The following is a 23,318-nucleotide window of genomic DNA, read 5'->3' on the forward strand; positions in this document are numbered from 1 at the left end:
AGCTTACTGCCCGGTTATCCTCGCCTGCAACAATGGACCTGCGTACGCTGGGTGAGGGTTTTTCAGCGACATTGCGCCTGCGAAATGCTATTGCCGTTGCGACGGATGCGTCCCTGTCCGCCGCTGTGTGAAGGGGAGCACGCACATGTCCGACACCAACAAGCTGTTGTCCGCCGCGCTGGTCGCGTTCGGCGCCGCATTCTGCCTGATCTATCCGCTGGCGATGTTCTGGCCGTCGGGCTGGGCGTGGCACGACGGAAGCCCGGCTGCGAACGACTATTTCCTGATGATCGTCGGCGTCTACGCGACGCTGGGCGTGTTCATGATCCTCGCCGCCCGGGACCCGCAGGCCAACCGCTCGCTGATCTGGTTCGTGGTTTGGTCGAGCGTCGTCCATGCGGCGGTGATGGCATGGGAATCCATGCGCACGCCGACGATGCAGGGTCACCTCACCGGCGACGTGCCCATCTTGCTGGTAGTGGCGCTGGTGCTCGGCCTGCTGATGAGCCGCGCTCCCGCGAGCCAGGCGACCTTGGCGGCCTGAGCAGCCGCCTCGCGCACCTTTACTTCTTCGCCGCGACCTTCAGTTCGGCGAACACCCGCTCGGCGTCGCAGTTGACCGTGACTTCGGTGACTGCGGCGCTGTCCGGTATGGTGAAGCTAACGTCCCACCAATTATCGGGCGCCGCGTAGGACGTGTTGGTCGTCGTGCTCAGCCACAGCTTCGCCGCCGTCCCCGACACCTCGGGCTGGCCAAGCTCGGCCTTGTAGCGGACGTCGTCGAGGTGCGCCTTGCCCTTGACCACGACATTGCCGTGCCCGTCGCGGGATGCGCTCCAGCCCTTCTGTGCGTCCTTCTTGTAGAAGCAATAGTGCCTCACCTTCGGCTTGGCCGGGGCCGCCGCCGCAGCGTTGGCCGCCGCGTTGCCGTCCGGAGCCGAGCCCTCGTTGCAGCCGCCGACCAGCAGCGCGCCTCCAAGCAGCAAAAGTGATTTCCGCATCTGCCTTCCCCTTCGGGGCCGAAGCTAGCGCAGACGCTGCCGCCAAGTAAAATCGGACGGCTGCGGCTTGCCTCTCGCCCGCGCTGCTTTAGTTGAACGCGCTCAATGGCTGACCTCACGCCGATCATCGAGACTCTGGAGCACCGCTGGATGCGGGCGTGGGTGAACCGCGAGGTCAAGGCGATGAAGGCAATCACCGCCCGCGACTTCATCCTGCTGACCGGCTCGAAGCCGCCGGCCATCCTCGACCGGCCAAGCTGGCTCGACGCGGCCGCCAACCGTTACTTCTGCTCGTCGTACCGCTTCGGCGACATCGACGTGCGCGATCACGGCAGCATCTGTGTTTTCGCAACCCAGATGGAGCTTAAGGCGACGATGGACGGCCGCGACTGGTCAGGCGCTGTCTGGCTCACCGACATCTGGCGCAAGGGTCGAGTGCGCCGCAGCTGGAAGCTGATGCAGCGCATCCTCTCGCGGACCGACGAGAACCCGCAGCTTCCCGTCGCCATCCGCTCCCTCCAGCTCTGGAAGTAGCGGCGGCCGAGCCGGTTCAGGCCTGGTGAATGGCCTTCACGACCTGATAGCTCTCCAGGCCTTCCTTGCCGCCTTCCGAGCCAAAGCCTGAATCCTTCACGCCTCCGAATGGCGTGTCCGCGCCCGAAATGGCGAAAGTGTTTATCCCGACCATGCCCGCTTCGATCGCGTCGCTGAGCAGGTTGGCACGGCGGCCGTTCTCCGTGAAGGCGAATGCGGCCAAGCCGTAGGGAAGGCGATTGGCCTGCTCGATCGCCTCGTCGAAGTCCTTGAACGGCCGCGATACGGCGACCGGGCCGAACGGCTCGGTATTCATGATCTCGGCTTCAAGCGGAACGTCCGCGAGCAGCGTCGGCTTGAAGAAGAAGCCGCCGTCACCGGCCTCTCCGCCGGCGAGCACGCGGGCACCCTTGGCGCGGGCGTCCTCCACCAGCTTGCCGATCGCCTCAGGCCGCCGCTTGTTGGCGAGCGGGCCCATCTTGCTTTCTGCGTCGAGGCCGCTGCCGACCTTCACCTTGCCGGTGCGCTCGGCGAAGCCGTTGATGAACTTTTCGTAGATGCCTTCCTGGACGTAGAATCGCGTCGGCGAGACGCAGACCTGGCCGGCGTTCCGGAACTTCTGCGGCACGACCATGTCGAGCGTCTTCTCGAGATCGCAGTCGTCGAAAATCAGCACTGGCGCGTGGCCGCCAAGCTCCATCGTCACCCGCGTCATGCTGTCCGCGCAGAGTTTCATCAGATGCTTGCCGACCGCCGTCGAGCCGGTGAAGCTGACCTTGCGGATGGTGCGGCTCGCAATCAGGTGGCGGCTGACCATGTCCGGCTCGCCAAAGACCACCTGGAACACGCCCTTGGGCAGCCCGGCGTCGTCGAGCGCCTGCGCCAGCGCCTGCGTACAGCCTGGCGTTTCCTCCGGCGGCTTGGAAATGACGGAGTTGCCGGCGGCGAGCGCCGGAGCGACCTTTTTGGCGAGGAGGTAGAGCGGGAAGTTCCATGGCGTGAATGTCGCGACGGGACCGACCGGCTCGTGCATGACCCGCGACAGCTGGCCTGCCGGACGCACCAGCACCCGGCCATAGTCGCGCTTGGCTTCTTCCGCGTACCAGTGGAGAAGCTGCGCGGAGGCCATCACCTCGGCGCGGGCTTCGGCGAAAATCTTGCCTTGCTCCTGCGTCATGATGCGGCCGATTTCGTACGCGCGCTCAAGCAGCAGCTTGCCAGCCTTGTGAAGGATGATCGCACGCTTCTCGACGCCCAGCGCCCGCCATTGCGGGTAGGTCCGCCGTGCGGCGGCAAGCGCCTCATCGAGGTCGGCTTCGGTGGCCAGCGGCAGCTCGGCTATTGCCGCCGCGTCAACCGGATTTACAACGGTGAAGTGGTCGCGGTCCTCACCGGATTTCCAGGCGCCATCGATGAAGAGCTTCAGCTCGGTTTCATATCCCATACCGGGCCAGATAGGCCTCGCTTGAACGCGCTTCAACGGGCGGGTAGTCGCCGCGTCAAAGGAGAACCGGACCGATGACGAAACAGGAACTGGTCGCGAAGATGGCGGACAACCAGGCCTGGGTGCCCGGCAAGCGGATCAAGGTCGACTTCGGCGGCAGCGAGGGCAGTGTCATGCTTGACGGCGCGGCGCAGCAGGTCACCGAGGCGGACGGCCCGGCCGACACGACGATCAAGGTCAGCTGGAACGATTGGCAGCAGCTCGCAGCCGGTGAGCTCGACGGCATGACCGCTTTCATGATGGGCAAGCTGAAAGTCGAAGGCGACATGTCGAACGCCATGCAGCTGCAGGGCGTGCTGGCGAAGCTCAAGAGCTAGGACCATCGAGCAAAGTTGAAAGGCGGTTCAACTTTGCCTAACCGGCGCCTCGGGCTAGGAGAGGCGCCATGCAGAAAATCTACTCCAACGCTGAAGCCGCACTTGAGGGCGTGCTGTTCGACGGCATGACGATCGCCGCGGGCGGCTTCGGCCTGTGCGGCATTCCGGAGCGGCTGGTTGACGCGATCGTCGCGAGCGGCGTCAAGGACCTGACGATCGCCTCGAACAACGCCGGCATCGACAATGAAGGGCTCGGCAAGCTGCTGCGTACCCGGCAGGTCAGGAAGATGATCTCGTCCTATGTCGGCGAGAACAAGGAGTTCGAACGACAATTCCTGGCCGGCGAGCTTGAAGTCGAGTTCTGCCCGCAGGGCACGCTTGCCGAGCGGATGCGGGCAGGCGGCGCGGGAATCCCCGGCTTTTACACGAAGACGGGCGTCGGCACCCAGGTCGCCGAGGGCAAGGAGGTGAAGAGCTTCGATGGCGAGGACTACATCCTCGAGCGCGGCATCCGGGCCGACCTTGCCATCATCAAGGGCTTCAAGGCCGACGAGAGCGGCAACCTCATCTTCCGCAAGACGACGCGCAACTTCAACCTGCCGGCTGCGACCTGCGGCAAGGTCTGCGTCGCGGAGGTCGAGGAGATTGTGCCGGTAGGCGGGCTCGATCCCGACTGCATCCACTTGCCGTCCATCTATGTGAACCGTCTGATCGACGGCGCGCCCTACGACAAGAAGATCGAGTTCCGCACGGTTCGGGAAAGGGCAGCAGCATGATGAAGATCGCGATTGCGTTGGCGGCGGCTGGCCTGCTGGCAACCTCCGCTTCGGCAAAGCCGAGTACCGCGGACCTCGCCGGCATCAACCGCACCATAAACGACACCTATGCGGTGATCTCCGGACCCGCCGGCCAGAAGCGCGACTTCGCCAGGATGCGTTCGCTCTTCGCCCCAAATGCCCTGCTGCGCGTGATCACGCCAAAGGGGATCCGGGGCGGCACGCTCGATGATTATATCGCCAAGAGCGGTCCCATCCTCGAGAAGGAAGGCTTCACGGAGCACGAGCTTGGCCGCCGCACCGAAGTCTACGGCAATCTCGCCACCGTCTGGTCGTCCTACGACGGCCGCACGCAGAGCGGCAGCTTCCACGAACGCGGCATCAACAGCTTCCAGCTGGTGAAGGTCGACGGCAAGTGGCTGGTCGCCTCGATCCTGTGGCAGGAGGAGGGAACGCAATTCCCGCTGCCCGCCGACATGCTGCGAAGAAAGTAGGACATGGGCTGGGACCGCAATCAGATGGCCGCACGCGCCGCGAAGGAGCTGCGCGACGGCTTCTACGTCAACCTTGGCATCGGCATTCCGACGCTGGTCGCCAATCACGTGCCCGAGGGCGTCACCGTCACGCTGCAGAGCGAGAACGGGATGCTCGGCATCGGTCCGTTCCCTTTCGCTGGTGAGGAAGATCCAGACCTGATCAATGCCGGCAAGCAGACGATTAGCGAGCTTCCGCTGACCAGTTACTTCGATAGCGCCCAGAGCTTCGCCATGATCCGCGGCGGCCACATTGATCTGGCCGTGCTCGGCGGGATGGAGGTCAGCCAGGACGGCGACCTCGCCAACTGGATGGTGCCAGGCAAGATGATCAAGGGCATGGGCGGCGCCATGGACCTGGTCGCCGGAGTGAAGAAGATCATCGTCGTGATGGAGCACACCAGCAAGAACGGGGATCCCAAATTCATCCCGGAATGCACGCTTCCGCTGACTGGCCGCAACGTCGTCGACATGATCATCACCGATCTCGCCGTGTTCCAGCGGCCCGACCACCAGAGCCCGTTCCAGCTGGCGGAGCTTGCGCCCGGCGTGACTGCCGATGAGGTCCGCAACAAAACGAGCGCCCGCTACTCCGAATAGGAAATTCAGGTGCAGGCCGTCCGGATCGTCGCGCGCTACAGCGACAGCGGGGCAGCGAAGGCGCTGTTCTGGTCAGCGGCTCTGTTCGCGTTCGTCATGGCAGTGATGGCGCATCCGCCACAGCTTCCCGGGCATCCCTCCGACAAGATCGAGCATATGGCGGCGTTCGCGGTCCTCGGCGTGCTCGGCAGCTACGCGTACCCCCGTGTGTCGGCGCTCCGCCTGATCGTCGGGCTGTCCGTGTTCGGGGCCATCATCGAAGTCGCCCAGGCGGTCCCCTCGATCCATCGCGACAGCGACCCCCTGGACTGGTTTGCCGATACGTTCGCGGCGACGGTCGTCATCCTGGTGGTGCGCTGGTGGAGGCGGGGCAAAGCCTAGCGCGTTGCACCGGAGCGCGGCTCCTCCTATCTGCGAGGCAGATGGACATGGGGAATTCATGACGACCTTCGACGATCGCGAACGCGCCTTCGAAACCAAGTTCTCGCACGACGAGGACATGAAGTTCCGCATCACCGCGAGGCGCAACCGCCTGCTCGGCGAGTGGGCAGCGCGGCAGATGGGACTCTCGGAAGCCGAGGCCGAAGCCTATGCCAAGGACGTCATCCGCTCCGACTTTGAGGAGGGCGGCGACCATGACGTGATCCGCAAGGTGCTTGGCGACCTCACGAACGCTGGCGTGGAATGCGACGACACCCAGATCCAGGCGGCGCTCCGCAACAAGGAAATCGAAGCGCGCCGCCAAATCATCGAATCCACGAACCTCTGAGGCCGTTGCGATGCCGATGCCCGCAGAAGAGATCGAGGCGCTGATTAAAGCCGGGATTCCGGACGCAGAAGTGACGATTCGCGATCTTGCTGGCGACGGCGACCATTATGCCGCGCGCGTGGTGAGCGGCAGCTTCGCGGGCCTGAGCCGGGTGCGACAGCATCAGGCCGTCTATTCCGCGCTCGGGGGGCGTATGGGGGGAGAGCTTCACGCACTGCAGCTCGAAACCGCAGTGCCCTCGACTTTGGAGACAACCAATGAGTGACGCCCAAACCCGCATCGGCGACATCGTCAAGAGCAATGACGTCGTCCTTTTCATGAAGGGGACCGCGCTGTTCCCTCAGTGCGGCTTTTCAAGCCGCGCGATCGCGATCCTCGACCGGCTCGGAGCCAAGTACGAGACCGTTGACGTGCTCCAGGATCCGGAGATCCGCAACGGCATCAAGGAATATAGCGACTGGCCGACCATTCCCCAGCTTTACGTGCGGGGAGAGTTCGTCGGCGGCTCCGACATCATGATGGAGATGTTCGAGAACGGTGAGCTGCAGCAGCTCGTCGGCGCCGACGCCTGAACCTTCGCTCGGTCGGCCACCCCACAACGAGGAAGGGGCGGCTCGACCAGGCCAGAGAACCCGTCGAACCGCCCCTTCGTGGTGTGGAACCAAGTGGACACGCTTAATATAGCAACGCGCGTGCCAAACTGAACAAGTGGCGGATTTCTGCCGCTTTCTGTGAAAGGCCAAGACATCAGTGGCGGTCGATGCGTAAAAAATTCCGACAGAATTTGCTGCGTGCGGCGACTGCCGGCACTTTGCCGGGCGGTTTGGGTTGGGAGCGGCAATGAGCCGCGACGACCTTCCCCTTCGGGACGAAACCGCGAAGCTGTTCTGCGACGTGACGCAGAGCTGGTCGGAAGTCGGCGGCGGCGTGCGCACCTACCTGCTGCACAAGCGCGGTCACATCCTCGACGCGACGCCTCATCGGCACCTGATGATCATCCCCGGCACTCGCGACCAGGTCAGCGAAGAAGGACGGGCGATCACGGTATCGATCCGCTCCCCCCGCGTTCCCGGCAGTCCGAACTACCGGCTGCTGCTCCGCAACGGCGCCGTGCGTGAGGCACTGAAGCAGTTCCGCCCCGACCTCATTGAGTGCCAGGACGCGTACAATCTTCCCTGGGCGGCGATCGCACATCGGAAGCGCCACCCGGAGGCCGCCCTGGTCGCCGCCTATATGACCGACTTCCCGACCGTGTACGGCGAACGCCCGCTGTCGAAGGTCATCGGCGTGCCGGTGGCGAGCGCCGGCGCCCGCCTTGCTTACGCCTACGCTGGCGCGCTCTATCGGCGCTTCGATGCGCTGTTCGCGCTGAGCGAGAACGGCGGCGCGGCCAAGCTACGCGCACTCGGTGTGCCGAACGTCGACGTAGTGCCGCTCGGCGTCGAGGTCGGGGAGTTCGGACCAGGCAAGCGCAGCCCAAGTCTCCGCCGCAAGCTCGGCCTGGCGGATGGCGAGCCGCTGATCATCTATGCTGGACGGCTCGACGGCGAGAAGAAGCCCGACGTCGTCGTAGAAGCCTTCCGCAAGCTTCCCGAAGCGCTGGGCGCGCGCCTCGTTCTGCTGGGCGAAGGGCCGCTGAAGGCCGACATCGCGCAGATCGGCGATCGCCGGATCGTCATGCCGGGCTACGTGCGCAGCCGGTCGGAGCTGGCGCAGTGGCTCGCAAGCGCAGACATCTACGCGTCCGGCATGGCCGACGAGACGTTCGGCATCTCGATCATCGAGGCGCAGGCTTCGGGACTGCCGGTGGTCGGCGTCGAGGCTGGAGCGATGATCGACCGGGTGCCCGCAGGCGTCGGCCGTCTGGGCCCTGTTGGCGATGCCGATGCGATGGCTGCCAACATCCTGGCTGTATGGTCGGGCGATCACGCCGCCATGGCCGAGAAAGCGCGGGCCCATGCGCTCCAGTTCAGCTGGGAACGCAGCATGGAGGCGCTGTTCGGGCGGGTTTATCCTGGAGCACTTGCCGCTCGTGCAGCCATGGCCAGCAGCAGCCCCGCCGTGGCCCGCCGCAAGCTCGCGCGGGCCTGAAGCGCTCCCCCGTTTTGCGCACGTGGCTGCCGCATGGCAGAGGATGAAGCATGGATGCACCTTACGCCCGCCTGGAACAGCTGGAGCCCGGGATTGCGCGCCTCCTCGCGCACAACCCTTCGGCCTTCACCTTCACCGGGACGCAGAGTTACATCGTCGGCACCGATAGCGTTGCCGTCATAGATCCGGGGCCGGACCTCCCCGAGCACATGAATACGCTCGCCGAGGCGATCGCCGGACGTTCGCTGGCTGCAATCGTCTGTACGCATACCCACCGCGACCACAGCCCCGCCGCGCGGCCGCTGGCGCGGCGCACAGGTGCGCCGATCATCGGCTGCGCGCCGCTTGCGCTCGAAGCAGTCGGTCCGCGTGCCGACGCCTCGTTCGATGGCGGTTATCGCCCCGACCGGGTGCTTGAGGATGGCCAGTGCATCGAACTGGACGGAACAAGGCTGGTTGCGGTGGCCACCCCCGGCCACACTTCCAACCACCTCTGCTTCGCCTTCGGCGACGCACTGTTCACCGGCGACCATGTGATGGGTTGGTCGACCACGGTGGTGGTTCCGCCCGACGGGGACATGGCCGCCTACATGGCCAGCCTCGACAAGCTGCGGCAGCGCGACGATCGCATCTATTATCCCGCGCACGGCGCCGCGGTGACCAACCCGCAGCAATATGTCCGGCACCTGATGGGTCACCGGATGCAGCGAGAGCGGCAGATTCTGAAGCTCGTCGGCGAGGAGCCTTGCGACATCCCGCACATCGTCGCGAAGGCCTATCCAGGCCTCGACCACCGTCTCACCGGCGCTGCCGGCGGCTCGGTGCTCGCCCACCTACTGGACCTTGAGCGCCGCGGCCTCGTTCAACGGCAGGGAGACTCATGGACAGCCGCCTGAACAAGCCGCTCGCGATTGGCGCGATCATCATCGCCCTGGTGCTGGGCGTCGTGCTCGGTTTGTCGAGCATCGCCGACAGGATCTTCGGCGGCTCCAGTCCGAAGACGATCGCCAGCGCGAGTCTTGAGTCGATGCGGGCCCAGAATCGGCTGATCGCCTTCACCGCCCGATATGTTTCGGTGACCACATCGACGGTCGACCGCTTCGGCTTCTCCGCCAAGCGCACACTCATCTTGCCCGGCGACGTTCGCTACGAGCTCGACCTGTCGAAGCTGCAGCCGAAGGACGTGACCTGGGACGGCTCTTCGCACACGCTGCGCGTCCAGCTTCCCGAAGTCGAGATCGCAGGTCCGGACGTCGATCTCGCCGCAGCACAGGAATATGGCCAGGGCGGCGTGCTTTCGACGCTCACGAACGCCAACCAGCAGCTCGACTCGGCGAACCGCGCAAAGGCTGTCGCCGACCTCCGCAAGCAAGCGCAAGGTGCGGTCCAGATGCGGCTTGCGCACCAGGCCGCGCGCGCGGCCATCGAGCGGAGCTTTGCGATGCCGCTCATGGCCGCGGGCTTCAAGGACGCCCACGTGGTCGCACGCTTTCCCACCGAAGGGACGGACGAAACCTCCTATCTCGACCTTTCTACTCCCTACAACGAAGCGATCGCCGAGGCGGAGCGCAGGCGGTCCGCGCAGCCCGCCAAATAGCGGCGAGGGCACTTCACCGGCGACCTCTCCGCTGGTATAAGCAACTCGGGGAAACAAGGGGGATTTCGCATGGCCACCAATGCCAATGCGGGCGCCGGACCACGAACGCCGCTGCGTGGGTTCATGGCCGACCAGGCGTTCTTTGCGCGGTACGCCATCGTGCTCGCACTCTTCATCGTCGTCGCCTTTGCGCAATTCTCGATGCGCGGCTTCGTCGACATTCGGACCGTGCCACCGGTGGTCCACGCCCATGCCGTCGTCATGCTCGGCTGGCTCGGTCTGTTCGTGCTTCAGAACCAGCTTGTCCACCGCGGTGAGCTGCCGCTTCACCGCAAGGTCGGCTGGGCTTCGGCCGTCGTCGTTGCCGCCGTCGCGGTGCTTGGATGCGCGGTGGGTTACACGGCACTTGCGGTGCACATGGTACCGCCGTTCTTCACCGCGCCTTATTTCCTGTCACTGACGTTTGTGGAATCCCTCCTCTTCGCAGCCGTTGTTGCGTGGGCGGTCAGTCTTCGCCGCAAGACGGAATGGCACCGCCGGATCATGTTCGGCGCAACCTTCCTGCTGCTTGAGCCGGCACTCGGCCGACTGCTGCCGATGCCGCTGCTGGGCGGCTACGGCGAGTGGATCGCGCTCATCGTCCAGCTTGGCTTCGTCGCTGTGATCGCCCGCCACGACCGCAAGGTGCTCGGTTCCGTGCATCCGGCGACGTTCGCGGCTGCCGCAATCCTCATCGGCGCGCACACCCTCGTGTCGCTCGTCGCCATGCTTCCGCCGGTCGCGACCTTTGCGGCTGCGGTTGCAGGGACCTGACGGGGACCATATCTCTTCTGGTGAGTGGGCGGCGCCGGGCTGCCCTCACCGGAGCATGCGATGACCGCCTTTACGCCTAGCCTGAAAGGGCTCGACCTCCTCGCCGAGATCGAGCGTCTGAAGCGCGAACGCAATGCGGTGATCCTCGCGCATTACTACCAGAAGCCGGAGATCCAGGACCTCGCCGACTTCGTCGGTGACAGCCTCGATCTTTCGCGCAAGGCGGCAGAGACGGATGCTGATGTAATCGCCTTCTGCGGCGTTCGCTTCATGGCAGAGACGGCAAAGATCCTGTCTCCTCAGAAGACCGTCATCCTGCCGGACATGGACGCCGGCTGCAGCCTGGAGGACAGTTGCCCCCCCGATCAGTTCGCCGCCTTCCGCGCCGCGCACCCCGATCATATCGCGCTCACGTACATCAACTGTTCGGCGGCCGTGAAGGCGCTGAGCGATATCATCGTCACTTCGTCGAGCGCGCAGGTAATCCTCGACCAGATCCCGAAGGACCAGAAGATCATCTTCGGCCCAGACCGCCACCTTGGCGGTTATCTCGCCCGCAAGCTTGGCCGGGAGATGCTGCTGTGGCCGGGCGTATGCATCGTCCACCAGGCCTTCAGCGAGACCGAACTCCTGAAGTTGAAGGCCGAGCACCCCGGTGCACCCGTCGCTGCCCATCCGGAATGCCCGCCGCACATTGTCGACCATGCGGACCTCGTCGGCTCGACCAAGGCGATCCTCGACTTCGCGCTGACCAGCGACGCCGACACCATCCTCGTCGCGACCGAGCCGCACATCATTCACCAGATGGAGAAGGCGGCGCCGGCCAAGACCTTCATCGGGGTTCCTGGCGGCGACGGTAACTGCAACTGCAACATGTGCCCGTACATGGCCCTGAACACGCTCGAGAAGCTGTACGTCGCGCTTCGCGATCTCGAGCCGCGCATCGAGCTGTCTGCCGATGTGATGGAACGCGCCCGCGTTCCGCTCGAGCGGATGCTGGAAATGGCCAGCCAAACGGTCGGCCAGGGCGATGTCGGTCGCCCCATCGTCGACCAGCCTAAGAACATCGATCCGGCCATCAGCGGCGACTGACCGCCCCGCCTGTTCACACGCCCGCAAGTAACGAGCTCACACCGTCGCTTCAACGGAGCAACTCACCGTTACCGGCTTGCGGATGGAAACAGCAGCGGCCTCCATCCGTTGACGTGGCGAAACAGACCAATGGGGTTTATTCTATGAACAGCTTTTCCAAACTTGCGACGGCGATTGCCATTGCCGCGACGACGGCGACTTCCTTTGCCGCTCCGGCAGATGCGAGGCGCACCCGGCACCATCGTTACTACGGCCACACGACGTACCGTCACAAGGTTTGCCGGTACTCGCGCGGCCGCACCGGCCTCCTTGCGGGCGGCGTCGTCGGCGCTGTTGCGGGTCCGAGCATCGTTGGTCACGGCCTTCTCGGGGCAGCCGCAGGTGCAGTGGGTGGAGCCATTGCCGGCCGTGCGATCGACCGCAGCACGACCGCGCATCGGCGCTGCTACTACACGCGCTAAGCACTGACGCGAGCGGGACATGCCCGCTCCAGTACAGGTTCGGCCGCGGGAGCGCTTCACGGCGCTTGCCGCGGTCGCCCTCATTCAGGCCGGCCTGATCCTCGTTCTACTGAACGGCTTTCACGTCGATGTCGGTCGGACGCGGGACTCGGTTGAACGGCTGATCGACATCACGCTGCAGTCGCCGCCCCCGCGCCTAATACCTCCGCTGCCGCCAAAGGCCGCCCCTCGTGAACGGCGGGCGCAGGCTGCTCCAAAGGCCGCCCCGGCACCGCCCGGCGGCACTCCCGGACCGCGGCCATCCCACGCGCCGCCTGCGGTTACGCCCGTCATTGCGCTCCAGCCGAGCGCACCGCCTGCTGGCGGGGGTACCGGCTCCGGGCCTGCTCAAGGCGCCGGCGCCGGTGGAGGGACCGGTGGCAATGGCTATGGGGCGGATGATGAAGACGACGGCGGGGTCGAGCTGGAGCAGATCGCCGGTGAAATCCTGCCATCCGACTATCCCAAGGGGCTCGGCAGGGCAGGCGTGGGCGGCCGCGTGGGCTTTGTCTTCACGGTGGGCGTGAGCGGCCGGGTGACGCGCTGTGCAGTCACCCGCTCAAGCGGCGTTCCGCAACTGGACGGGCTGACCTGCCGGTTGATTGTCCAGCGCTTCCGCTACCGTCCCAGCACCAACTCCGCGGGGCGGCCAATCGAGGACGAGGTCGAAGGCGAGCACGTCTGGTCGTCTTCGCGCTACTGAAGCCGGCCGAGTTCCCCATCCACGATTGCCGTTTCCGGATGATGTTTGTCGAGGTGGCGCTTGATGATCCGCAGGTTGCGCGTGTTCGACCGGAAGAAGAAGTCCGGCACAGCGCCAACGAACGGGATGAGCCCGAGCACCCAGTCGAAGCCGACGTTCCCGGCCATCCGGGCGATCTGGCTCTTCTTCATGCCCAGGTTCTTCGCTTCCCAGACTATGTAGGCACCGAGCGCCGCGGCAGCGATGTCACCCGCAATGGGCACGAAGTCGAGGATCACATCCAGGCCGACGGACTGCTTGGTGCCGGGGATTACGATTAGTCGCTCCAGGATGCGCTCCATCGCGTCGACCCGCTGCCGGACGGATGCGGGGTCGGTGCCGACCGGCAAGCTCAGTCGCGATTGGGCGGCCATGGCGTCAGCTTCCTCCTGGATTCAACCGTTGTTCCAGGTCGGTGAGCGTGTGACGCGCGTAGCGGTTCCCGGCGAAGCCGGTGACTCGGTCGCCGACGAGAGACCAGCGGACCGGAGCAGCAAGCGGCATGAACAGCTGTGCTGCGTCTATTGCCGCCGCAGCCTGGGCGAGGAGCGCGTAACGTTGCGCCGGGATTGCCGTCTCGCGGGCGGCGTCCAGCAACTCGTCGGCAGCGGGATCGCAAACCGGCACCTCCTGACACCGGAAGCGGCGCAGGAACCAGGCGGCAGCGGAGGACGGCGCAACCTCGTCGATAAGCGCCAGGTCGGCACCGCGAAGACGGTCGGCGCGCTCGACGGTGATGCCGATCGCACCCCAGTCGGCAGTCAGTCGCTGAAGCAGGATCCGTGCTCCGGGGCCGTCCGGCAGGAATATCCGCAATGTCGGTGTCTGCTCCTGCCCCACCGGCAGCAGCCGGGCAGCCGCCGCAGTCAGAGCCGGCCGCCGATCCGCGAGAGCGGTCGCGAACCAGGCAGGCTGCGGCGCAGTCGGCAGCCCGTCGAGGTTGGGTTCGAGCACCGTTGCCCGCGCCGCCAGCCCCGGCACCCGGAAAGAGTCGACAAGCGCCGCTCGGTCGATCGATTGGCTGAGGAGCGATCGCACTTCGGCATTTTCAAGCAGTCCGTCCGCCCGAGCCGGCACCAGGCCGAACAAGCCGGAGGCCGGGTCGAAGCGCAGTGCCTTCGATGTCATCTTCTGGGCCAGAGGGTAGGAGAGGTCGGCGAACGTCCCGCCGAGCACGACATCGGTCTTTCCGTTCGCGAAAGCGCGCACGGCCTGCTCGACGCTCGCTCCAGCGAGCACCACCTCTTCGCGCCGGGACTGCTCGTCGTCGACGCCAAGCTCGTCACGGATCAGGTGCAGCTCGCCCGCGGGTCCGCGCTTGTCGCCGAGCACGAAGGGACCTGTGCCGAGACTGCCGCGGCTGATCGCCAGTTCCGGCTGCGCGAGGAGGGCAAGCAAATTGGGGCGGGGCGCTCGCAGCTCGATCTCGACGACGCGGTCGGTCATCGCGACGATTTCGTTGACTGCTCCGAGCGTGTCCTTGAGCGTATTGCTGCTGGAGGTCGCGACCAGCCGCTTGAGGATGCGCGCGACCTGCTGGGCGGTGACCTTGCGCCCACCCGGCCAGTTCGTGTTGGCGATCCGGAAAATGTAGCTCAGGCCGTCGTCGCTGACGTTCCAGCGCTCGGCGAGGCCCGGGACGATCTGCCCAGTCGCGTCGAACCGCACCAAGCCTTGCGCGACGTTGCTGAGCAAGACCTCGTCAGGCGTGGAGAGCGGCCCAAGTGCGGGGTCACGTATCTGCGGCTGACCACCGATGACGAGCACGCGGGTCGTCCCCTGCGGCTTGTCGCGGCAGCTCGCCGACAACAGCGCGGGCGCCATCACCAGCGCCGCGGCTAGAGCACGCCGGAGGAACGACCGGGCCATTCCTCGCCTTTAATCGCAAGCCGCAGTTCAGCAAGCGTCTGGATATATCGCGGCCACTGTTTTACTAGACTAAAGCAGTTGTTGGCGCACGGAGTTCGACGGAGTTGGCCGAAAGGGACGCAATCTGGGGCGGCGACGTGTGGAGCAGGGACGGGCACCCCGTCGAGGAACTGCCCGACCCGTTCAGCCCCGAGCCGCCGGTCGCAGAGCCCGAGTCGCCGCCGCCTCCGCGCCGCCGCCGCTGGCCTTTGGTGCTCTACGCATTCTCGGCGATCATCCTCGTCACGCTCGTCTGGCTGGTCATCACCGCGCCATTGTCGAGGGCTTTAGAGCCGCTGGACGATCCAGCTCTCCTGCTGCTTTCCGACGAGGGCCACCCGATCGCCCGGCACGGTGCGCTCAAGGAGTCGCCGGTCGACGTCGACAAGCTCAATCGGATCACGCCCGCGGCGTTCGTCGCGATCGAGGACCGCCGCTTCTATCGCCATTGGGGCATCGACCCCCGTGGCATCGCCCGTGCGTTGGTTGCCGATCTCCACGGTGGCGGCGTCCGCCAGGGCGGCAGCACGATCACGCAGCAGCTCGCCAAGACGGCCTTCCTCAACGGTGACCGCACCATCAAGCGCAAGGCGCAGGAGGTCATCATCGCCTTCTGGCTCGAAGCCTGGCTGACCAAGAAGGAAATCCTCTCGCGCTATCTCTCGAGCGTCTATTTCGGAGATGGCGTGTACGGCTTGCGCGCCGCGGCCCACCATTATTTCAATCGCGATCCCGAGCAGCTGACGCTAGCTCAGTCGGCGATGCTCGCCGGCATGGTGCAAGCGCCCTCGCGGCTCGCCCCGACGCACAACCTGGCCGGCGCCCAGAAGCGCAGCCGGCTCGTGCTCTCGGCCATGGCCGACACCGACGTCATCAGCAGCGGCCGAGCGCGTGCGACGGTACCTGCGCGGCCCGTCGGGCAGGCGTACAAGGTGCCGACCGGTTCTTACTTCGCCGACTGGGTGACGCCTTCTGCACAGCAGGCGCAGGCGCCGGACTTCGGCGTGGTGAAGGTCCGCACGACGCTCGACTCAGACCTGCAGCGTCTCGCCATTCGCGCCATCAATCGCGGCGACCTCGGCAAGGCTCAGGCGGCGCTGGTCGCAATGCGGCCGGACGGGCGCGTCGTCGCGATGGTCGGCGGCAGAAGCTATCGCGAGTCCCCGTTCAACCGCGTCACCCAGGCGCGGCGGCAGCCAGGCTCGGCATTCAAGCTCTTCGTCTACCTCGCCGCACTGCGCGCCGGCTGGACCCCCGACAGCATCATCCAGGACAAGCCGATCACGATCGACGGCTGGAGTCCGGCAAACAGCGACCGCGTCTACCGCGGGCCGATCACGCTGCGCGAAGCCTTCGCCCGCTCGAGCAATGCGGCGACGGTCCGCCTTGAGGAGACTGTCGGCCGCAACAACGTGATCCGTGTCGCGCGCGACCTCGGCGTCACAACGCCGCTGCCCAACAACCCGAGCCTCGCACTCGGCACGTCGGGCATGAGCCTGCTGGAGCTGACCTCGGCCTACGCCGCGGTGGCGAGCGGCCGCTATCCGATCGTCGCCCGGGGCCTGCCGCAACTTCCCGAGGACGAGGGCCTGTCATCCTTTTTCCGCGGACGCGGCAAGCTCAGCAGCAGCCGCGACCAGGCGCCCATGTTCGACTTGCTCTACGCCGCCGCCAATAGCGGCACCGGCCGCCGCGCCGCGCTCGCGGTTCCGACATTTGGAAAGACCGGCACCACGCAGGAGAACCGCGACGCCGTGTTCATCGGCTTTGCAGGCGACCTCGTGGTCGGCGTCTGGATCGGCCGTGACGACAATGGATCCCTGGGCAAGGTCAGCGGCGGCACTCTGCCGGCGGAGATCTGGCACAATTTCATGACGTCGGCGCTCGCGATCGATCACCGAGCCGGCCCGCCGCTTCCGCCGGAGTTCCGGGTGCCGCAGCGCCAGCCCTCTCCAGACAAGCAGCGCAAGAGCCCGCTACCCGCCGATTGGAGCGACAGCACCAAGGATTTGCGCGACCTCGCCGGGGTGCTTGCGGACTTGTTCGGCGAGGACAAGTGAGGGGCGGATGCAAGGCCCTCGCGGAGCCAGTCAACTGCTTGAGATAGTTAACGTCTGAGAACCCGAGGCTTTAAGCCTTTCTCAACCAGTGACCCTTATTTCCATGCTCATCCTACGCGGGAATGCCCAGCGCAGGTGGGGAAGCTGCTTCCCGGGATGGAACCAAGGGAGACCAGAGATGGCCAAGATTTTTAAGCTGATCAAGAACGAGCAGGGCGCGACCGCCATTGAATACGGCCTCATCGCCGCTCTGATCGCGGTTGCCGCGATCGGTGCGATGAGCAGCATCGGTACGCACCTGAGCACGACGTTCAACAACGTTTCGAACGCTCTCTAAGCGCACTCGAACTCAGATTAAGGCGGTGGCGCTCAGGCGCTGCCGCCTTTTTCTTTGTCCGAAGCGATCTCGCCGGCGAGCTCTTAGCGCGGCGGCAGAGGCGGCGGGACCGCTCCCGGGTAGGTCTGGATCGTCCGGCTTCGCGTCATACCTCTACCAGCGCGGTGCACGATGTGCGGCGTGACGATGATGTAGAGCTCGGTCTTGCTGTTCGTTGACTTGTCGGTGCGGAACGCTTGTCCGATTAGCGGAATGTCGCCGAGCAGCGGCACCTTGGTCTTGGTGTTGATCACGTCTTCCTGGCTCAGCCCGCCGATCACGAAGCTGTCGCCATCGCGAACCGTCGCCGAAGTCTCCGCCTCCCGTTGGCTGATCGTCGGATAGCCCTGGCTGAAGCCGGTGACGCTCGAAACCACGGCGAAGACGTGGCTCGACACATAACCGTCGTTGCTGACCCGCGGTGCGATCTGCAGCGTGACGCCGACGTTCACATATTGAACCTGCTGGGAAACGCCGTTCACGCCGGAAAGCGTGATCGCGGTGAGGATCGGCAGCGCGTCGCCGGTAATGATCTTCGCCGTCGAGCCGCTCTGCGCTGCAATCCGCGGCTTGGAAATGATGCGGCCGTTGCCGCGCTGGATCTGCGCATAGAGTGCCGCCTGGAAGCCAGCGCTGGTGACATGGCCGGAGCAGGTGACCGGGTCCCCGGAACAGCCCTGCGCGAAGCCGGGTAGGGCCGCCTCGCCGGAGTGGAAGGTAACGAGGCCGATTTGGCCGTTGGCATTGGTGAAGTCGATGCCGATCGACCGTGCACCTGACTCCGTCAGCTCCACGAACTGCGTCTCGAGCACAACGCTTTCGAGCGGCACGTCGATCGCGTTGATCATCGCCTTCATGCGGGCGATGTAATCGGGCGAGCCGCGCAGCCAGACGGCATTGAGCCGCCGATCGATGGCCATTCCGGAGTCGATCGATTGCCCGAGCGGCGTGTCATCACTGCCTGGCGCCTGCGTGCTCGGTCCCGGGTTGTAGCTGCTTCCGGTCAAGCTGTTCGACCCGAATGCCGGCTCGCGCGGGATGAAGAGGTCGTTCGACTTCACGCTCGCGCCCTGGCTGAGCAGGCCGACAATCTCGCTGACGTCCGCGTATTTGAGCTGGACGAGCTCGAACGTGTCGCCGGGCAGATAGCCCATGGGCGGCGGAACGTCGGACGCCACGGCGCCGGGCTCGTCGCCCTCGACGGTCATCGCCGGTGCCCCGGTCGAGATCGTCACGTCGATGGTCTTGGGCCCGCTCGGAGACGCGGTGACGCTTGCCGCCGCGGTCACCGAGAAGCGCATAATCAGCACCGTCTCGACCTGATCGAAGCTGATCTGGCGGACGAGGCCCTTGAGGCCCGCAGGCGTGACTGCACTCGAGCCGCGGCTCGTCAGCGCGAGACCCAGCGCCGGCCGGTTCACGTCATTGCCAACCGGAGCGAAGCCGTTGGCCTTCGGTTCGAAGTGAAGCTGCAGCCGAGTCTCCGACGGCGAGTCCGTCAGGAGAGTGACCTTGGTCAGAACCGTCCGCGGAACGACGACATTGTCGTCATCCTGGGCCATCGCGGCGGTGCTTCCGGTCAGCAGGACGAAGGCGAACACGAACGACAGCAGGTACCGAATCGCCGCAGTGTCGAAAAACAGTCTCGTCAATGTGGGCATCCGGCTGGAATCTAACGATTCTATCGCGATCGCAAGCGTGAGCCGATGGTAAGCGAAAGCACGGACCGCGGCAAGCGCGGCCCGTGCTGTTCCAGTCGAGCCCGGCGTTTAGAAGGCGCCCGGACCGTTCGGCGTGCCGTTGCCCGTCGGCCCGTCGTAGCCTGCACCGGCAGTGCAGAAGTAGGTGCCGCCACAGCTGCCGTTGGTGCCGCTGGTGACGTCGTTCAGCTGTGACTTGTTGGTGTAGATCCCGGCAGCTCCTGTCGGAGTATGTCCGGTCACGCCGTAGATGCCACCGATCAGCGGAGCCGAAACGCTCGTTCCGCCGAAGACCATCCAGGCCGAGCGATTGCGGCTGCTCGGACCGTAAACGGCGACTCCCGTCGCCGGATCGCCGACGGCCGACACGTCAGCCTCCATGCGCATCGTGCAAAGCGAATCGCTCTGGAAGCCGGGCTTCCCGTAGACTGTGCTGCAGCCACTGCCGCCCGAGCTCCATGCCGTTTCCGACCAGCCGCGCGTATTGGCAGCCTTTACGAGGTGCGTTCCACCGACCGCGATGACGTGCGGGGAGGATGCCGGGAACTGCGTCCCGTAGCCACTATCGCCGGTCGAGACCGTCACGGCCTTGCCCGGCTGGTTGTAGGCGGATTCGTACGACGTCGAGCCACTCTCGCTGCCGCCGTAGCTGTTCGAGATGACGGTCACGCCAGGAGTGGCAGCGGCCGTGCGGACAGCGGCTGCCAGATTCGCGAGCGTCGCGCTGTTCGCTTCGACCAGCAGCAGCTTGCAGCCCGGGCACATTGCGCTGGCCATATCAAGGTCGAGCGCCGACTCCTGAGCCCAGCCGGTGTCATCACGCGGGTAGCTGCCCTGGACGCCGTTCTGATTGACCTTCTTGAAGCAGCCATTGGCCGTGGTGCAGGCCGGTAGCCCGTACTGGGCCCGATAAACGGCAAGGTCGGACTCGGCACCGGAGTAACCGCCGGCGTCGACGATCGCGATCGTCGTCGAGCCGTTGGTGGTAATTTTATAGGCGCCGCGAAGATCGTTCGGACCATAACCGCTCGGCGCGGCAGTGGCGCCTGGCGACAGCTTTCCGTTGAGCGGATTGCCACGGGCGTCAGTGACCACATGAGCGAAACAGCGGGCCGTTCCACGGGGGTTTCCGCGCGCGCAGACCGCGACGTGGAAAGCGCGTCCGCTATGTTCGATCGCTTGTGCGCTCTGGGCCGCAACAGGTGCCGCTCCCGCCATTCCGAAGGTGGCTCCGAACGCAACTAATCCCCATGTTTTCAGACTCATAACTGGCCCTCCAAGCTCCCGGGACGGGAGGAGCAGAGAAGCTGACAGGTGCCGGGTTAAATGCAATCGCTCATTTTACGGCTGTTTGTCCCATGTTCCTGTATTGGTCGCAGCTGTGCCCCGCTTTGGCGTGAACGGCGAACAGCGGGCAGTTACCGGATGAACCCGCAACACTTCTGTGGCAGCTTTCGAACATGCTTAAGTTCGCCCTCGCGATCCTTGCTTCATCGGCCGTTGCCGCACCAAGGCCACTGCCGCCTCAGCCGCCGCGTTATGCAGTCCCTTATGGAACTGCGACCGGACAACTCGCCGTCCGGATCCTCGCTGCGCACAACCGGGAACGGCAACTCGTCGGCAACCCGCTCATGATCTGGGATCCCACGCTGGCGGCTTCTGCCGCTGCCTACGGGCCAACGCTGGCAAGGCTCCACCAACTCGTTCACTCGCCGCGTCAGATCCGGCCGGGACAGCGCGAGAACCTCGCGAGGGCTCTTCACGCCAGTCTGACTCCGGAGCAGCTCGTCGGCATCTGGGTGGCGGAAAAGCGCTTCATGCGCCCGGGACTCTTCCCTGCGGTAAGCGCGACCGGCAACTGGATGGACGTCGCGCACTATACGCAGATGGTCTGGCCGACGACGACTCGCGTCGGCTGCGCCTTGTACCAGGCGGACTGGGATTATCTGATCTGCCGCTACTCGCCGCCGGGCAATGTTGACGGTCAGCCGGTCTTCGCAGCGCGGGTCAGGCCGCTGCCCCCGGTCCGCCGTTAGGCGCTTACCAGCGGCGCTTTGCCGAGCGCGGCGCCGGCTGACTGTCGTCGCGGCCGAAGTCGGTGGCTTTCCCGTCCTTCATGTCGAGGAACGTGCGGACCGATCCCGCGGATACGGCGCGGCCGAAGAGCCACCCCTGCGCCTCCGAGCAGCCGATCTTCTTGAGCTCGCTCCGGATCTGCTCCGATTCGACGCCCTCGGCAGTAATCGGCACGCTCAGCGTATGGCCCAGGCTGGCGATCGTGTTGACGATCGCGGCCGTCTGCTCGCTCTTCACGATGGTGCTGATGAAGCTCTTGTCGATCTTGATGCGGTCCAGTGGCAGGCTGTTGACCTGGGCGAGGGAGGCATAGCCGGTGCCGAAATCGTCCAGCGAGATGCTGATGCCGACGTTCTTCAGGCTCTGGATGGTTGCAAGGACCTGCTCGCGGTTCTCGAGCAGCGAGCCTTCGGTAATCTCGACCTCAAGCCGCTTGGCCGGGAAGCCGGTGCGGGCGAGGACCTGAAGGACCTGCTCGGCGAGCGTGCGGTCGCGGAACTGGATGGGCGAAATGTTGACTGCGACCTTGAGGTGCGCGGGCCAGTTGCGGGCCTCGCGAAGCGCCTGCTCCATGATCGTCATGGTCAGCGGTGCAATTAGGCCGGTTCGCTCGGCGGCGTCGATGAACACGTGCGCTTCCAGGAAACCGCGCGTCGGCGACCGCCAGCGAGCGAGCGTTTCGAAGCCCACCAGCTCGCGCGTCGACAGGTCGATCAGCGGCTGGAAGAAGGGAACGAACTCGCCGTTGAGGATGCCGCGGCGGATGTCTTCCTCGAGCGAGAGCCGCTCGGACAGCTCGCGCTCCAGTTCTTCGTCGAACCAGGCGAAACCGTCGCGGCCCGCGGCCTTGGCTGCGTAGAGCGCGACATCGCTTTGCCGCAGGACAGTCTCCTGCGTGCCACCGCGTTCGAATGCGGCAAGGCCGAGCGACGCTGAAACCTGGGCCTGAGCGGCGCCCACGAACAGCGGCGTCGAGATCAGCGACACGATCGAGCGGGCGATCTCTTCCGCTTCGAGTGCCGTCACGCCGGGGAGCACCACCGCGAACTCGTCCCCGCCGATGCGCGCATGGCACGAGGCCTTGGGTGCCGCATTGCTGAGCACCTTCGCCGTGTGGCGCAGCAGCTCGTCACCAGCGTGGTGCCCGTGAAGGTCGTTGACGCGCTTGAAATGGTCGAGATCGACGAGGAGCAGGACGCCGGAGGTGCCTGCTTCAAGCGCGTCGGTCAGCGCGTTGACCAGCTCCCGCCGATTGGCGAGGCCGGTGGCCGGGTCGGTATTGGCGTTGCGAAGCGCGAGACGTTCCGCATCTTCATAATCGGACAGCGCCTCTTTCAGGTCCTTGGAGCGGCGCCAACCGAACAGGATGATCGCGACGTTCAGGACCAGCGCGACTTTCAGCATTGAGGCCGATGGGGGCAGGGTCGTCGCCCCGAACGCCGCCGGCACCACACGGCTGCCGATTCCGACGAACAGCAATATCGCCGCGACCGTAGCCAACGTCGTGATCAGATGGCTGCTTGCCAGCCGAACAGTCTTGCTCGTTCCCCTCGGCACTGAATGTCCCATCCACGCGTGTCCCCACCTGCGCTATGGCTAACATACGTGAAGATAGTCCTACCGAACGCGGGGATTTCAGTGCTTGGTAAGGAGGTCCTCGACGATGCGGATCGCCTCCGCAGCGGCGGTCCCAGCGTCCATTTCGCTGGTGTCAAGGAGGATCGCGTCCTCGCCCTGCCGCAGCGGGGCCGTTTCCCGCCCGCTGTCGCGCTCGTCCCGGGCAAGGATGTCCGCAAGCACGTCGTCGTAATGGGCGGGCATGCCGCGGGCTTCGAGTTCCTTCGTCCGCCGCCGGGCACGGACTTCCGGTGTTGCCGTGACGAACAGCTTCACGTCGGCCTGGGGCGCGATGATTGTCCCGATGTCGCGTCCGTCGAGCACTGCTCCCCCCGGCTGGCCGGCAAACTCCTGCTGCCGCTCGCGAAGCGCGGCGCGCACCGCGGGGTAGGCGGAGATCGAAGAAGCGATGCGGGAAACGGGCTCGCTGCGTAGCTCCTCGTCCTCCGGGTCGATGCTCAACATGTCGCAGGCACGCAGCGCTTCGAACTCGCTTGAGGGGTCGCCACCCCACCGCCACAGGTTCAGGGCCACGGCGCGATAGAGCAGGCCGGTGTCCATGTGCGGCAGGCGGAAATGCTCGGCCAGTGCACGCGCTATGGTTCCCTTGCCGCTGGCGGCCGGACCGTCCACGGCGATGATCATGCGCTACTACTCCGGTGGGCTTCCAGGGGGTCTGGAAGCGGCGCTTTGACAGGGCCATATGCCTATG

28 protein-coding genes are annotated in these 23,318 nt (G+C 65.5%); 20 read left to right on the top strand and 8 right to left on the bottom strand.

What is annotated here, in order from left to right; genetic code table 11:
* Nucleotides 1-145: 145 nt before the first annotated feature.
* Entirely contained in the window at nucleotides 146-544 is a 399-nt protein-coding gene (locus ACUXST_RS07340) for a DUF6632 domain-containing protein (RefSeq protein ID WP_458389317.1), read from the top strand.
* Nucleotides 545-563: 19 nt separating this feature from the next.
* Here ACUXST_RS07340 and ACUXST_RS07345 read toward each other — a convergent pair whose 3' ends face one another.
* Entirely contained in the window at nucleotides 564-1,001 is a 438-nt protein-coding gene (locus tag ACUXST_RS07345; protein WP_458389318.1) for a hypothetical protein, read from the bottom strand.
* Between the two features lie 105 nt (nucleotides 1,002-1,106).
* Here ACUXST_RS07345 and ACUXST_RS07350 point away from each other — a divergent pair, with 105 nt between their 5' ends.
* A complete protein-coding gene (locus tag ACUXST_RS07350) occupies nucleotides 1,107-1,535 on the top strand; it encodes a nuclear transport factor 2 family protein (RefSeq protein ID WP_458389319.1) in 429 nt (142 codons plus the stop codon).
* Nucleotides 1,536-1,551: 16 nt separating this feature from the next.
* Here the strand turns inward: ACUXST_RS07350 and ACUXST_RS07355 are convergent, their stop codons facing one another.
* The gene (locus ACUXST_RS07355; RefSeq protein ID WP_458389320.1) at nucleotides 1,552-2,979 is read right to left on the bottom strand and encodes an NAD-dependent succinate-semialdehyde dehydrogenase; all 1,428 of its coding nucleotides are present in this window, start codon (nucleotides 2,977-2,979) and stop codon (nucleotides 1,552-1,554) included.
* Nucleotides 2,980-3,053: 74 nt separating this feature from the next.
* Between ACUXST_RS07355 and ACUXST_RS07360 the strand changes: the two genes are divergently transcribed.
* The 15 genes from ACUXST_RS07360 to ACUXST_RS07430 all read left to right on the top strand — a co-directional run bounded on the left by ACUXST_RS07360 (nucleotide 3,054) and on the right by ACUXST_RS07430 (nucleotide 12,830).
* Nucleotides 3,054-3,356, top strand: a complete 303-nt coding sequence (locus ACUXST_RS07360; RefSeq protein ID WP_458389321.1) for an SCP2 sterol-binding domain-containing protein — start codon at nucleotides 3,054-3,056, stop codon at nucleotides 3,354-3,356.
* Between the two features lie 68 nt (nucleotides 3,357-3,424).
* Entirely contained in the window at nucleotides 3,425-4,132 is a 708-nt protein-coding gene (locus tag ACUXST_RS07365) for a CoA transferase subunit A (RefSeq protein WP_458389322.1), read from the top strand.
* Entirely contained in the window at nucleotides 4,132-4,626 is a 495-nt protein-coding gene (locus ACUXST_RS07370) for a nuclear transport factor 2 family protein (RefSeq protein WP_458389323.1), read from the top strand. The genes ACUXST_RS07365 and ACUXST_RS07370 overlap by 1 nt, the downstream gene beginning before the upstream one ends.
* Before the next feature lie 3 nt (nucleotides 4,627-4,629).
* Nucleotides 4,630-5,265: a CoA transferase subunit B gene (locus ACUXST_RS07375; RefSeq protein ID WP_458389324.1), complete on the top strand. Its 636-nt coding sequence runs from the start codon at nucleotides 4,630-4,632 to the stop codon at nucleotides 5,263-5,265.
* A gap of 9 nt (nucleotides 5,266-5,274) precedes the next feature.
* Nucleotides 5,275-5,646 (top strand): hypothetical protein, encoded by a 372-nt coding sequence (locus ACUXST_RS07380; RefSeq protein WP_458389325.1) that lies wholly within the window; start codon nucleotides 5,275-5,277, stop codon nucleotides 5,644-5,646.
* A 58-nt stretch (nucleotides 5,647-5,704) separates the two neighbouring features.
* Nucleotides 5,705-6,034, top strand: a complete 330-nt coding sequence (locus tag ACUXST_RS07385; protein ID WP_458389326.1) for a DUF1476 domain-containing protein — start codon at nucleotides 5,705-5,707, stop codon at nucleotides 6,032-6,034.
* 10 nt (nucleotides 6,035-6,044) lie between these two features.
* Nucleotides 6,045-6,299 (top strand): BolA family protein, encoded by a 255-nt coding sequence (locus ACUXST_RS07390; protein ID WP_458389327.1) that lies wholly within the window; start codon nucleotides 6,045-6,047, stop codon nucleotides 6,297-6,299.
* Nucleotides 6,292-6,606 (top strand): Grx4 family monothiol glutaredoxin, encoded by a 315-nt coding sequence (gene grxD / locus ACUXST_RS07395; protein WP_458389328.1) that lies wholly within the window; start codon nucleotides 6,292-6,294, stop codon nucleotides 6,604-6,606. The genes ACUXST_RS07390 and grxD overlap by 8 nt, the downstream gene beginning before the upstream one ends.
* 268 nt (nucleotides 6,607-6,874) lie before the next feature.
* Complete coding sequence (locus ACUXST_RS07400) at nucleotides 6,875-8,125, top strand: glycosyltransferase (protein WP_458389329.1); 1,251 nt, start codon at nucleotides 6,875-6,877, stop codon at nucleotides 8,123-8,125.
* A 50-nt stretch (nucleotides 8,126-8,175) separates the two neighbouring features.
* Entirely contained in the window at nucleotides 8,176-9,021 is an 846-nt protein-coding gene (locus ACUXST_RS07405; protein WP_458389330.1) for an MBL fold metallo-hydrolase, read from the top strand.
* Nucleotides 9,006-9,722, top strand: a complete 717-nt coding sequence (locus ACUXST_RS07410; protein WP_458389331.1) for a DUF4230 domain-containing protein — start codon at nucleotides 9,006-9,008, stop codon at nucleotides 9,720-9,722. Before ACUXST_RS07405 ends, ACUXST_RS07410 begins: the two co-directional genes overlap by 16 nt.
* Nucleotides 9,723-9,791: 69 nt before the next feature.
* Entirely contained in the window at nucleotides 9,792-10,535 is a 744-nt protein-coding gene (locus ACUXST_RS07415; protein ID WP_458389332.1) for a hypothetical protein, read from the top strand.
* A gap of 60 nt (nucleotides 10,536-10,595) precedes the next feature.
* The gene (gene nadA / locus ACUXST_RS07420) at nucleotides 10,596-11,627 is read left to right on the top strand and encodes a quinolinate synthase NadA (RefSeq protein ID WP_458389333.1); all 1,032 of its coding nucleotides are present in this window, start codon (nucleotides 10,596-10,598) and stop codon (nucleotides 11,625-11,627) included.
* Nucleotides 11,628-11,770: 143 nt separating this feature from the next.
* Nucleotides 11,771-12,088 (top strand): hypothetical protein, encoded by a 318-nt coding sequence (locus tag ACUXST_RS07425; protein WP_458389334.1) that lies wholly within the window; start codon nucleotides 11,771-11,773, stop codon nucleotides 12,086-12,088.
* Nucleotides 12,089-12,107: 19 nt separating this feature from the next.
* Nucleotides 12,108-12,830: an energy transducer TonB gene (locus ACUXST_RS07430; protein WP_458389335.1), complete on the top strand. Its 723-nt coding sequence runs from the start codon at nucleotides 12,108-12,110 to the stop codon at nucleotides 12,828-12,830.
* On the opposite strand, the gene ACUXST_RS07435 is transcribed toward ACUXST_RS07430, so the two are convergent.
* Nucleotides 12,824-13,243: a DUF4112 domain-containing protein gene (locus tag ACUXST_RS07435; protein WP_458389336.1), complete on the bottom strand. Its 420-nt coding sequence runs from the start codon at nucleotides 13,241-13,243 to the stop codon at nucleotides 12,824-12,826. The two genes, ACUXST_RS07430 and ACUXST_RS07435, sit on opposite strands and share 7 nt — an antisense overlap.
* Nucleotides 13,244-13,247: 4 nt before the next feature.
* Nucleotides 13,248-14,738, bottom strand: a complete 1,491-nt coding sequence (locus tag ACUXST_RS07440) for an ABC transporter substrate-binding protein (protein ID WP_458389337.1) — start codon at nucleotides 14,736-14,738, stop codon at nucleotides 13,248-13,250.
* Nucleotides 14,739-14,842: 104 nt separating this feature from the next.
* Here ACUXST_RS07440 and ACUXST_RS07445 point away from each other — a divergent pair, with 104 nt between their 5' ends.
* Nucleotides 14,843-16,837, top strand: coding sequence for a transglycosylase domain-containing protein (locus ACUXST_RS07445; protein WP_458389338.1), 1,995 nt, complete (start codon nucleotides 14,843-14,845; stop codon nucleotides 16,835-16,837).
* A 178-nt stretch (nucleotides 16,838-17,015) separates the two neighbouring features.
* Complete coding sequence (locus tag ACUXST_RS07450) at nucleotides 17,016-17,174, top strand: Flp family type IVb pilin (RefSeq protein ID WP_458389339.1); 159 nt, start codon at nucleotides 17,016-17,018, stop codon at nucleotides 17,172-17,174.
* An 83-nt stretch (nucleotides 17,175-17,257) separates the two neighbouring features.
* Here ACUXST_RS07450 and ACUXST_RS07455 read toward each other — a convergent pair whose 3' ends face one another.
* Together ACUXST_RS07455 and ACUXST_RS07460 are read right to left on the bottom strand one after the other, a co-directional pair.
* Complete coding sequence (locus ACUXST_RS07455; RefSeq protein WP_458389340.1) at nucleotides 17,258-18,874, bottom strand: secretin N-terminal domain-containing protein; 1,617 nt, start codon at nucleotides 18,872-18,874, stop codon at nucleotides 17,258-17,260.
* Between the two features lie 108 nt (nucleotides 18,875-18,982).
* Complete coding sequence (locus ACUXST_RS07460) at nucleotides 18,983-20,179, bottom strand: S53 family peptidase (protein ID WP_458389341.1); 1,197 nt, start codon at nucleotides 20,177-20,179, stop codon at nucleotides 18,983-18,985.
* Nucleotides 20,180-20,373: 194 nt separating this feature from the next.
* Here ACUXST_RS07460 and ACUXST_RS07465 point away from each other — a divergent pair, with 194 nt between their 5' ends.
* A complete protein-coding gene (locus tag ACUXST_RS07465) occupies nucleotides 20,374-20,949 on the top strand; it encodes a CAP domain-containing protein (protein ID WP_458389342.1) in 576 nt (191 codons plus the stop codon).
* Between the two features lie 4 nt (nucleotides 20,950-20,953).
* Here ACUXST_RS07465 and ACUXST_RS07470 read toward each other — a convergent pair whose 3' ends face one another.
* Together ACUXST_RS07470 and cmk are read right to left on the bottom strand one after the other, a co-directional pair.
* On the bottom strand, nucleotides 20,954-22,558 hold the full coding sequence (locus ACUXST_RS07470; protein ID WP_458389343.1) for a putative bifunctional diguanylate cyclase/phosphodiesterase: 1,605 nt from the start codon (nucleotides 22,556-22,558) through the stop codon (nucleotides 20,954-20,956).
* A gap of 66 nt (nucleotides 22,559-22,624) precedes the next feature.
* Complete coding sequence (gene cmk / locus ACUXST_RS07475; protein WP_458389344.1) at nucleotides 22,625-23,251, bottom strand: (d)CMP kinase; 627 nt, start codon at nucleotides 23,249-23,251, stop codon at nucleotides 22,625-22,627.
* Nucleotides 23,252-23,318 lie beyond the last annotated feature (67 nt).

Source organism: Sphingomonas sp. F9_3S_D5_B_2 (genome assembly GCF_054263715.1).

Excerpts from the sequence above, each read along its gene's own strand:
- ACUXST_RS07360 (WP_458389321.1), top strand. The coding sequence starts at position 3,054 with ATGACGAAACAGGAACTGGTCGCGAAGATGGCGGACAACCAGGCCTGG.
- ACUXST_RS07455 (WP_458389340.1), bottom strand. The coding sequence starts at position 18,874 with ATGCCCACATTGACGAGACTGTTTTTCGACACTGCGGCGATTCGGTAC.
- ACUXST_RS07350 (WP_458389319.1), top strand. The coding sequence starts at position 1,107 with ATGGCTGACCTCACGCCGATCATCGAGACTCTGGAGCACCGCTGGATG.
- ACUXST_RS07340 (WP_458389317.1), top strand. The coding sequence starts at position 146 with ATGTCCGACACCAACAAGCTGTTGTCCGCCGCGCTGGTCGCGTTCGGC.
- ACUXST_RS07430 (WP_458389335.1), top strand. The coding sequence starts at position 12,108 with ATGCCCGCTCCAGTACAGGTTCGGCCGCGGGAGCGCTTCACGGCGCTT.
- ACUXST_RS07450 (WP_458389339.1), top strand. The coding sequence starts at position 17,016 with ATGGCCAAGATTTTTAAGCTGATCAAGAACGAGCAGGGCGCGACCGCC.
- ACUXST_RS07400 (WP_458389329.1), top strand. The coding sequence starts at position 6,875 with ATGAGCCGCGACGACCTTCCCCTTCGGGACGAAACCGCGAAGCTGTTC.
- ACUXST_RS07425 (WP_458389334.1), top strand. The coding sequence starts at position 11,771 with ATGAACAGCTTTTCCAAACTTGCGACGGCGATTGCCATTGCCGCGACG.
- grxD (WP_458389328.1), top strand. The coding sequence starts at position 6,292 with ATGAGTGACGCCCAAACCCGCATCGGCGACATCGTCAAGAGCAATGAC.
- ACUXST_RS07385 (WP_458389326.1), top strand. The coding sequence starts at position 5,705 with ATGACGACCTTCGACGATCGCGAACGCGCCTTCGAAACCAAGTTCTCG.
- ACUXST_RS07365 (WP_458389322.1), top strand. The coding sequence starts at position 3,425 with ATGCAGAAAATCTACTCCAACGCTGAAGCCGCACTTGAGGGCGTGCTG.
- ACUXST_RS07435 (WP_458389336.1), bottom strand. The coding sequence starts at position 13,243 with ATGGCCGCCCAATCGCGACTGAGCTTGCCGGTCGGCACCGACCCCGCA.
- ACUXST_RS07355 (WP_458389320.1), bottom strand. The coding sequence starts at position 2,979 with ATGGGATATGAAACCGAGCTGAAGCTCTTCATCGATGGCGCCTGGAAA.
- ACUXST_RS07390 (WP_458389327.1), top strand. The coding sequence starts at position 6,045 with ATGCCGATGCCCGCAGAAGAGATCGAGGCGCTGATTAAAGCCGGGATT.
- ACUXST_RS07375 (WP_458389324.1), top strand. The coding sequence starts at position 4,630 with ATGGGCTGGGACCGCAATCAGATGGCCGCACGCGCCGCGAAGGAGCTG.
- ACUXST_RS07415 (WP_458389332.1), top strand. The coding sequence starts at position 9,792 with ATGGCCACCAATGCCAATGCGGGCGCCGGACCACGAACGCCGCTGCGT.
- nadA (WP_458389333.1), top strand. The coding sequence starts at position 10,596 with ATGACCGCCTTTACGCCTAGCCTGAAAGGGCTCGACCTCCTCGCCGAG.
- ACUXST_RS07345 (WP_458389318.1), bottom strand. The coding sequence starts at position 1,001 with ATGCGGAAATCACTTTTGCTGCTTGGAGGCGCGCTGCTGGTCGGCGGC.
- ACUXST_RS07440 (WP_458389337.1), bottom strand. The coding sequence starts at position 14,738 with ATGGCCCGGTCGTTCCTCCGGCGTGCTCTAGCCGCGGCGCTGGTGATG.
- ACUXST_RS07465 (WP_458389342.1), top strand. The coding sequence starts at position 20,374 with ATGCTTAAGTTCGCCCTCGCGATCCTTGCTTCATCGGCCGTTGCCGCA.
- ACUXST_RS07460 (WP_458389341.1), bottom strand. The coding sequence starts at position 20,179 with ATGAGTCTGAAAACATGGGGATTAGTTGCGTTCGGAGCCACCTTCGGA.
- ACUXST_RS07405 (WP_458389330.1), top strand. The coding sequence starts at position 8,176 with ATGGATGCACCTTACGCCCGCCTGGAACAGCTGGAGCCCGGGATTGCG.
- cmk (WP_458389344.1), bottom strand. The coding sequence starts at position 23,251 with ATGATCATCGCCGTGGACGGTCCGGCCGCCAGCGGCAAGGGAACCATA.
- ACUXST_RS07470 (WP_458389343.1), bottom strand. The coding sequence starts at position 22,558 with ATGGGACATTCAGTGCCGAGGGGAACGAGCAAGACTGTTCGGCTGGCA.
- ACUXST_RS07410 (WP_458389331.1), top strand. The coding sequence starts at position 9,006 with ATGGACAGCCGCCTGAACAAGCCGCTCGCGATTGGCGCGATCATCATC.
- ACUXST_RS07370 (WP_458389323.1), top strand. The coding sequence starts at position 4,132 with ATGAAGATCGCGATTGCGTTGGCGGCGGCTGGCCTGCTGGCAACCTCC.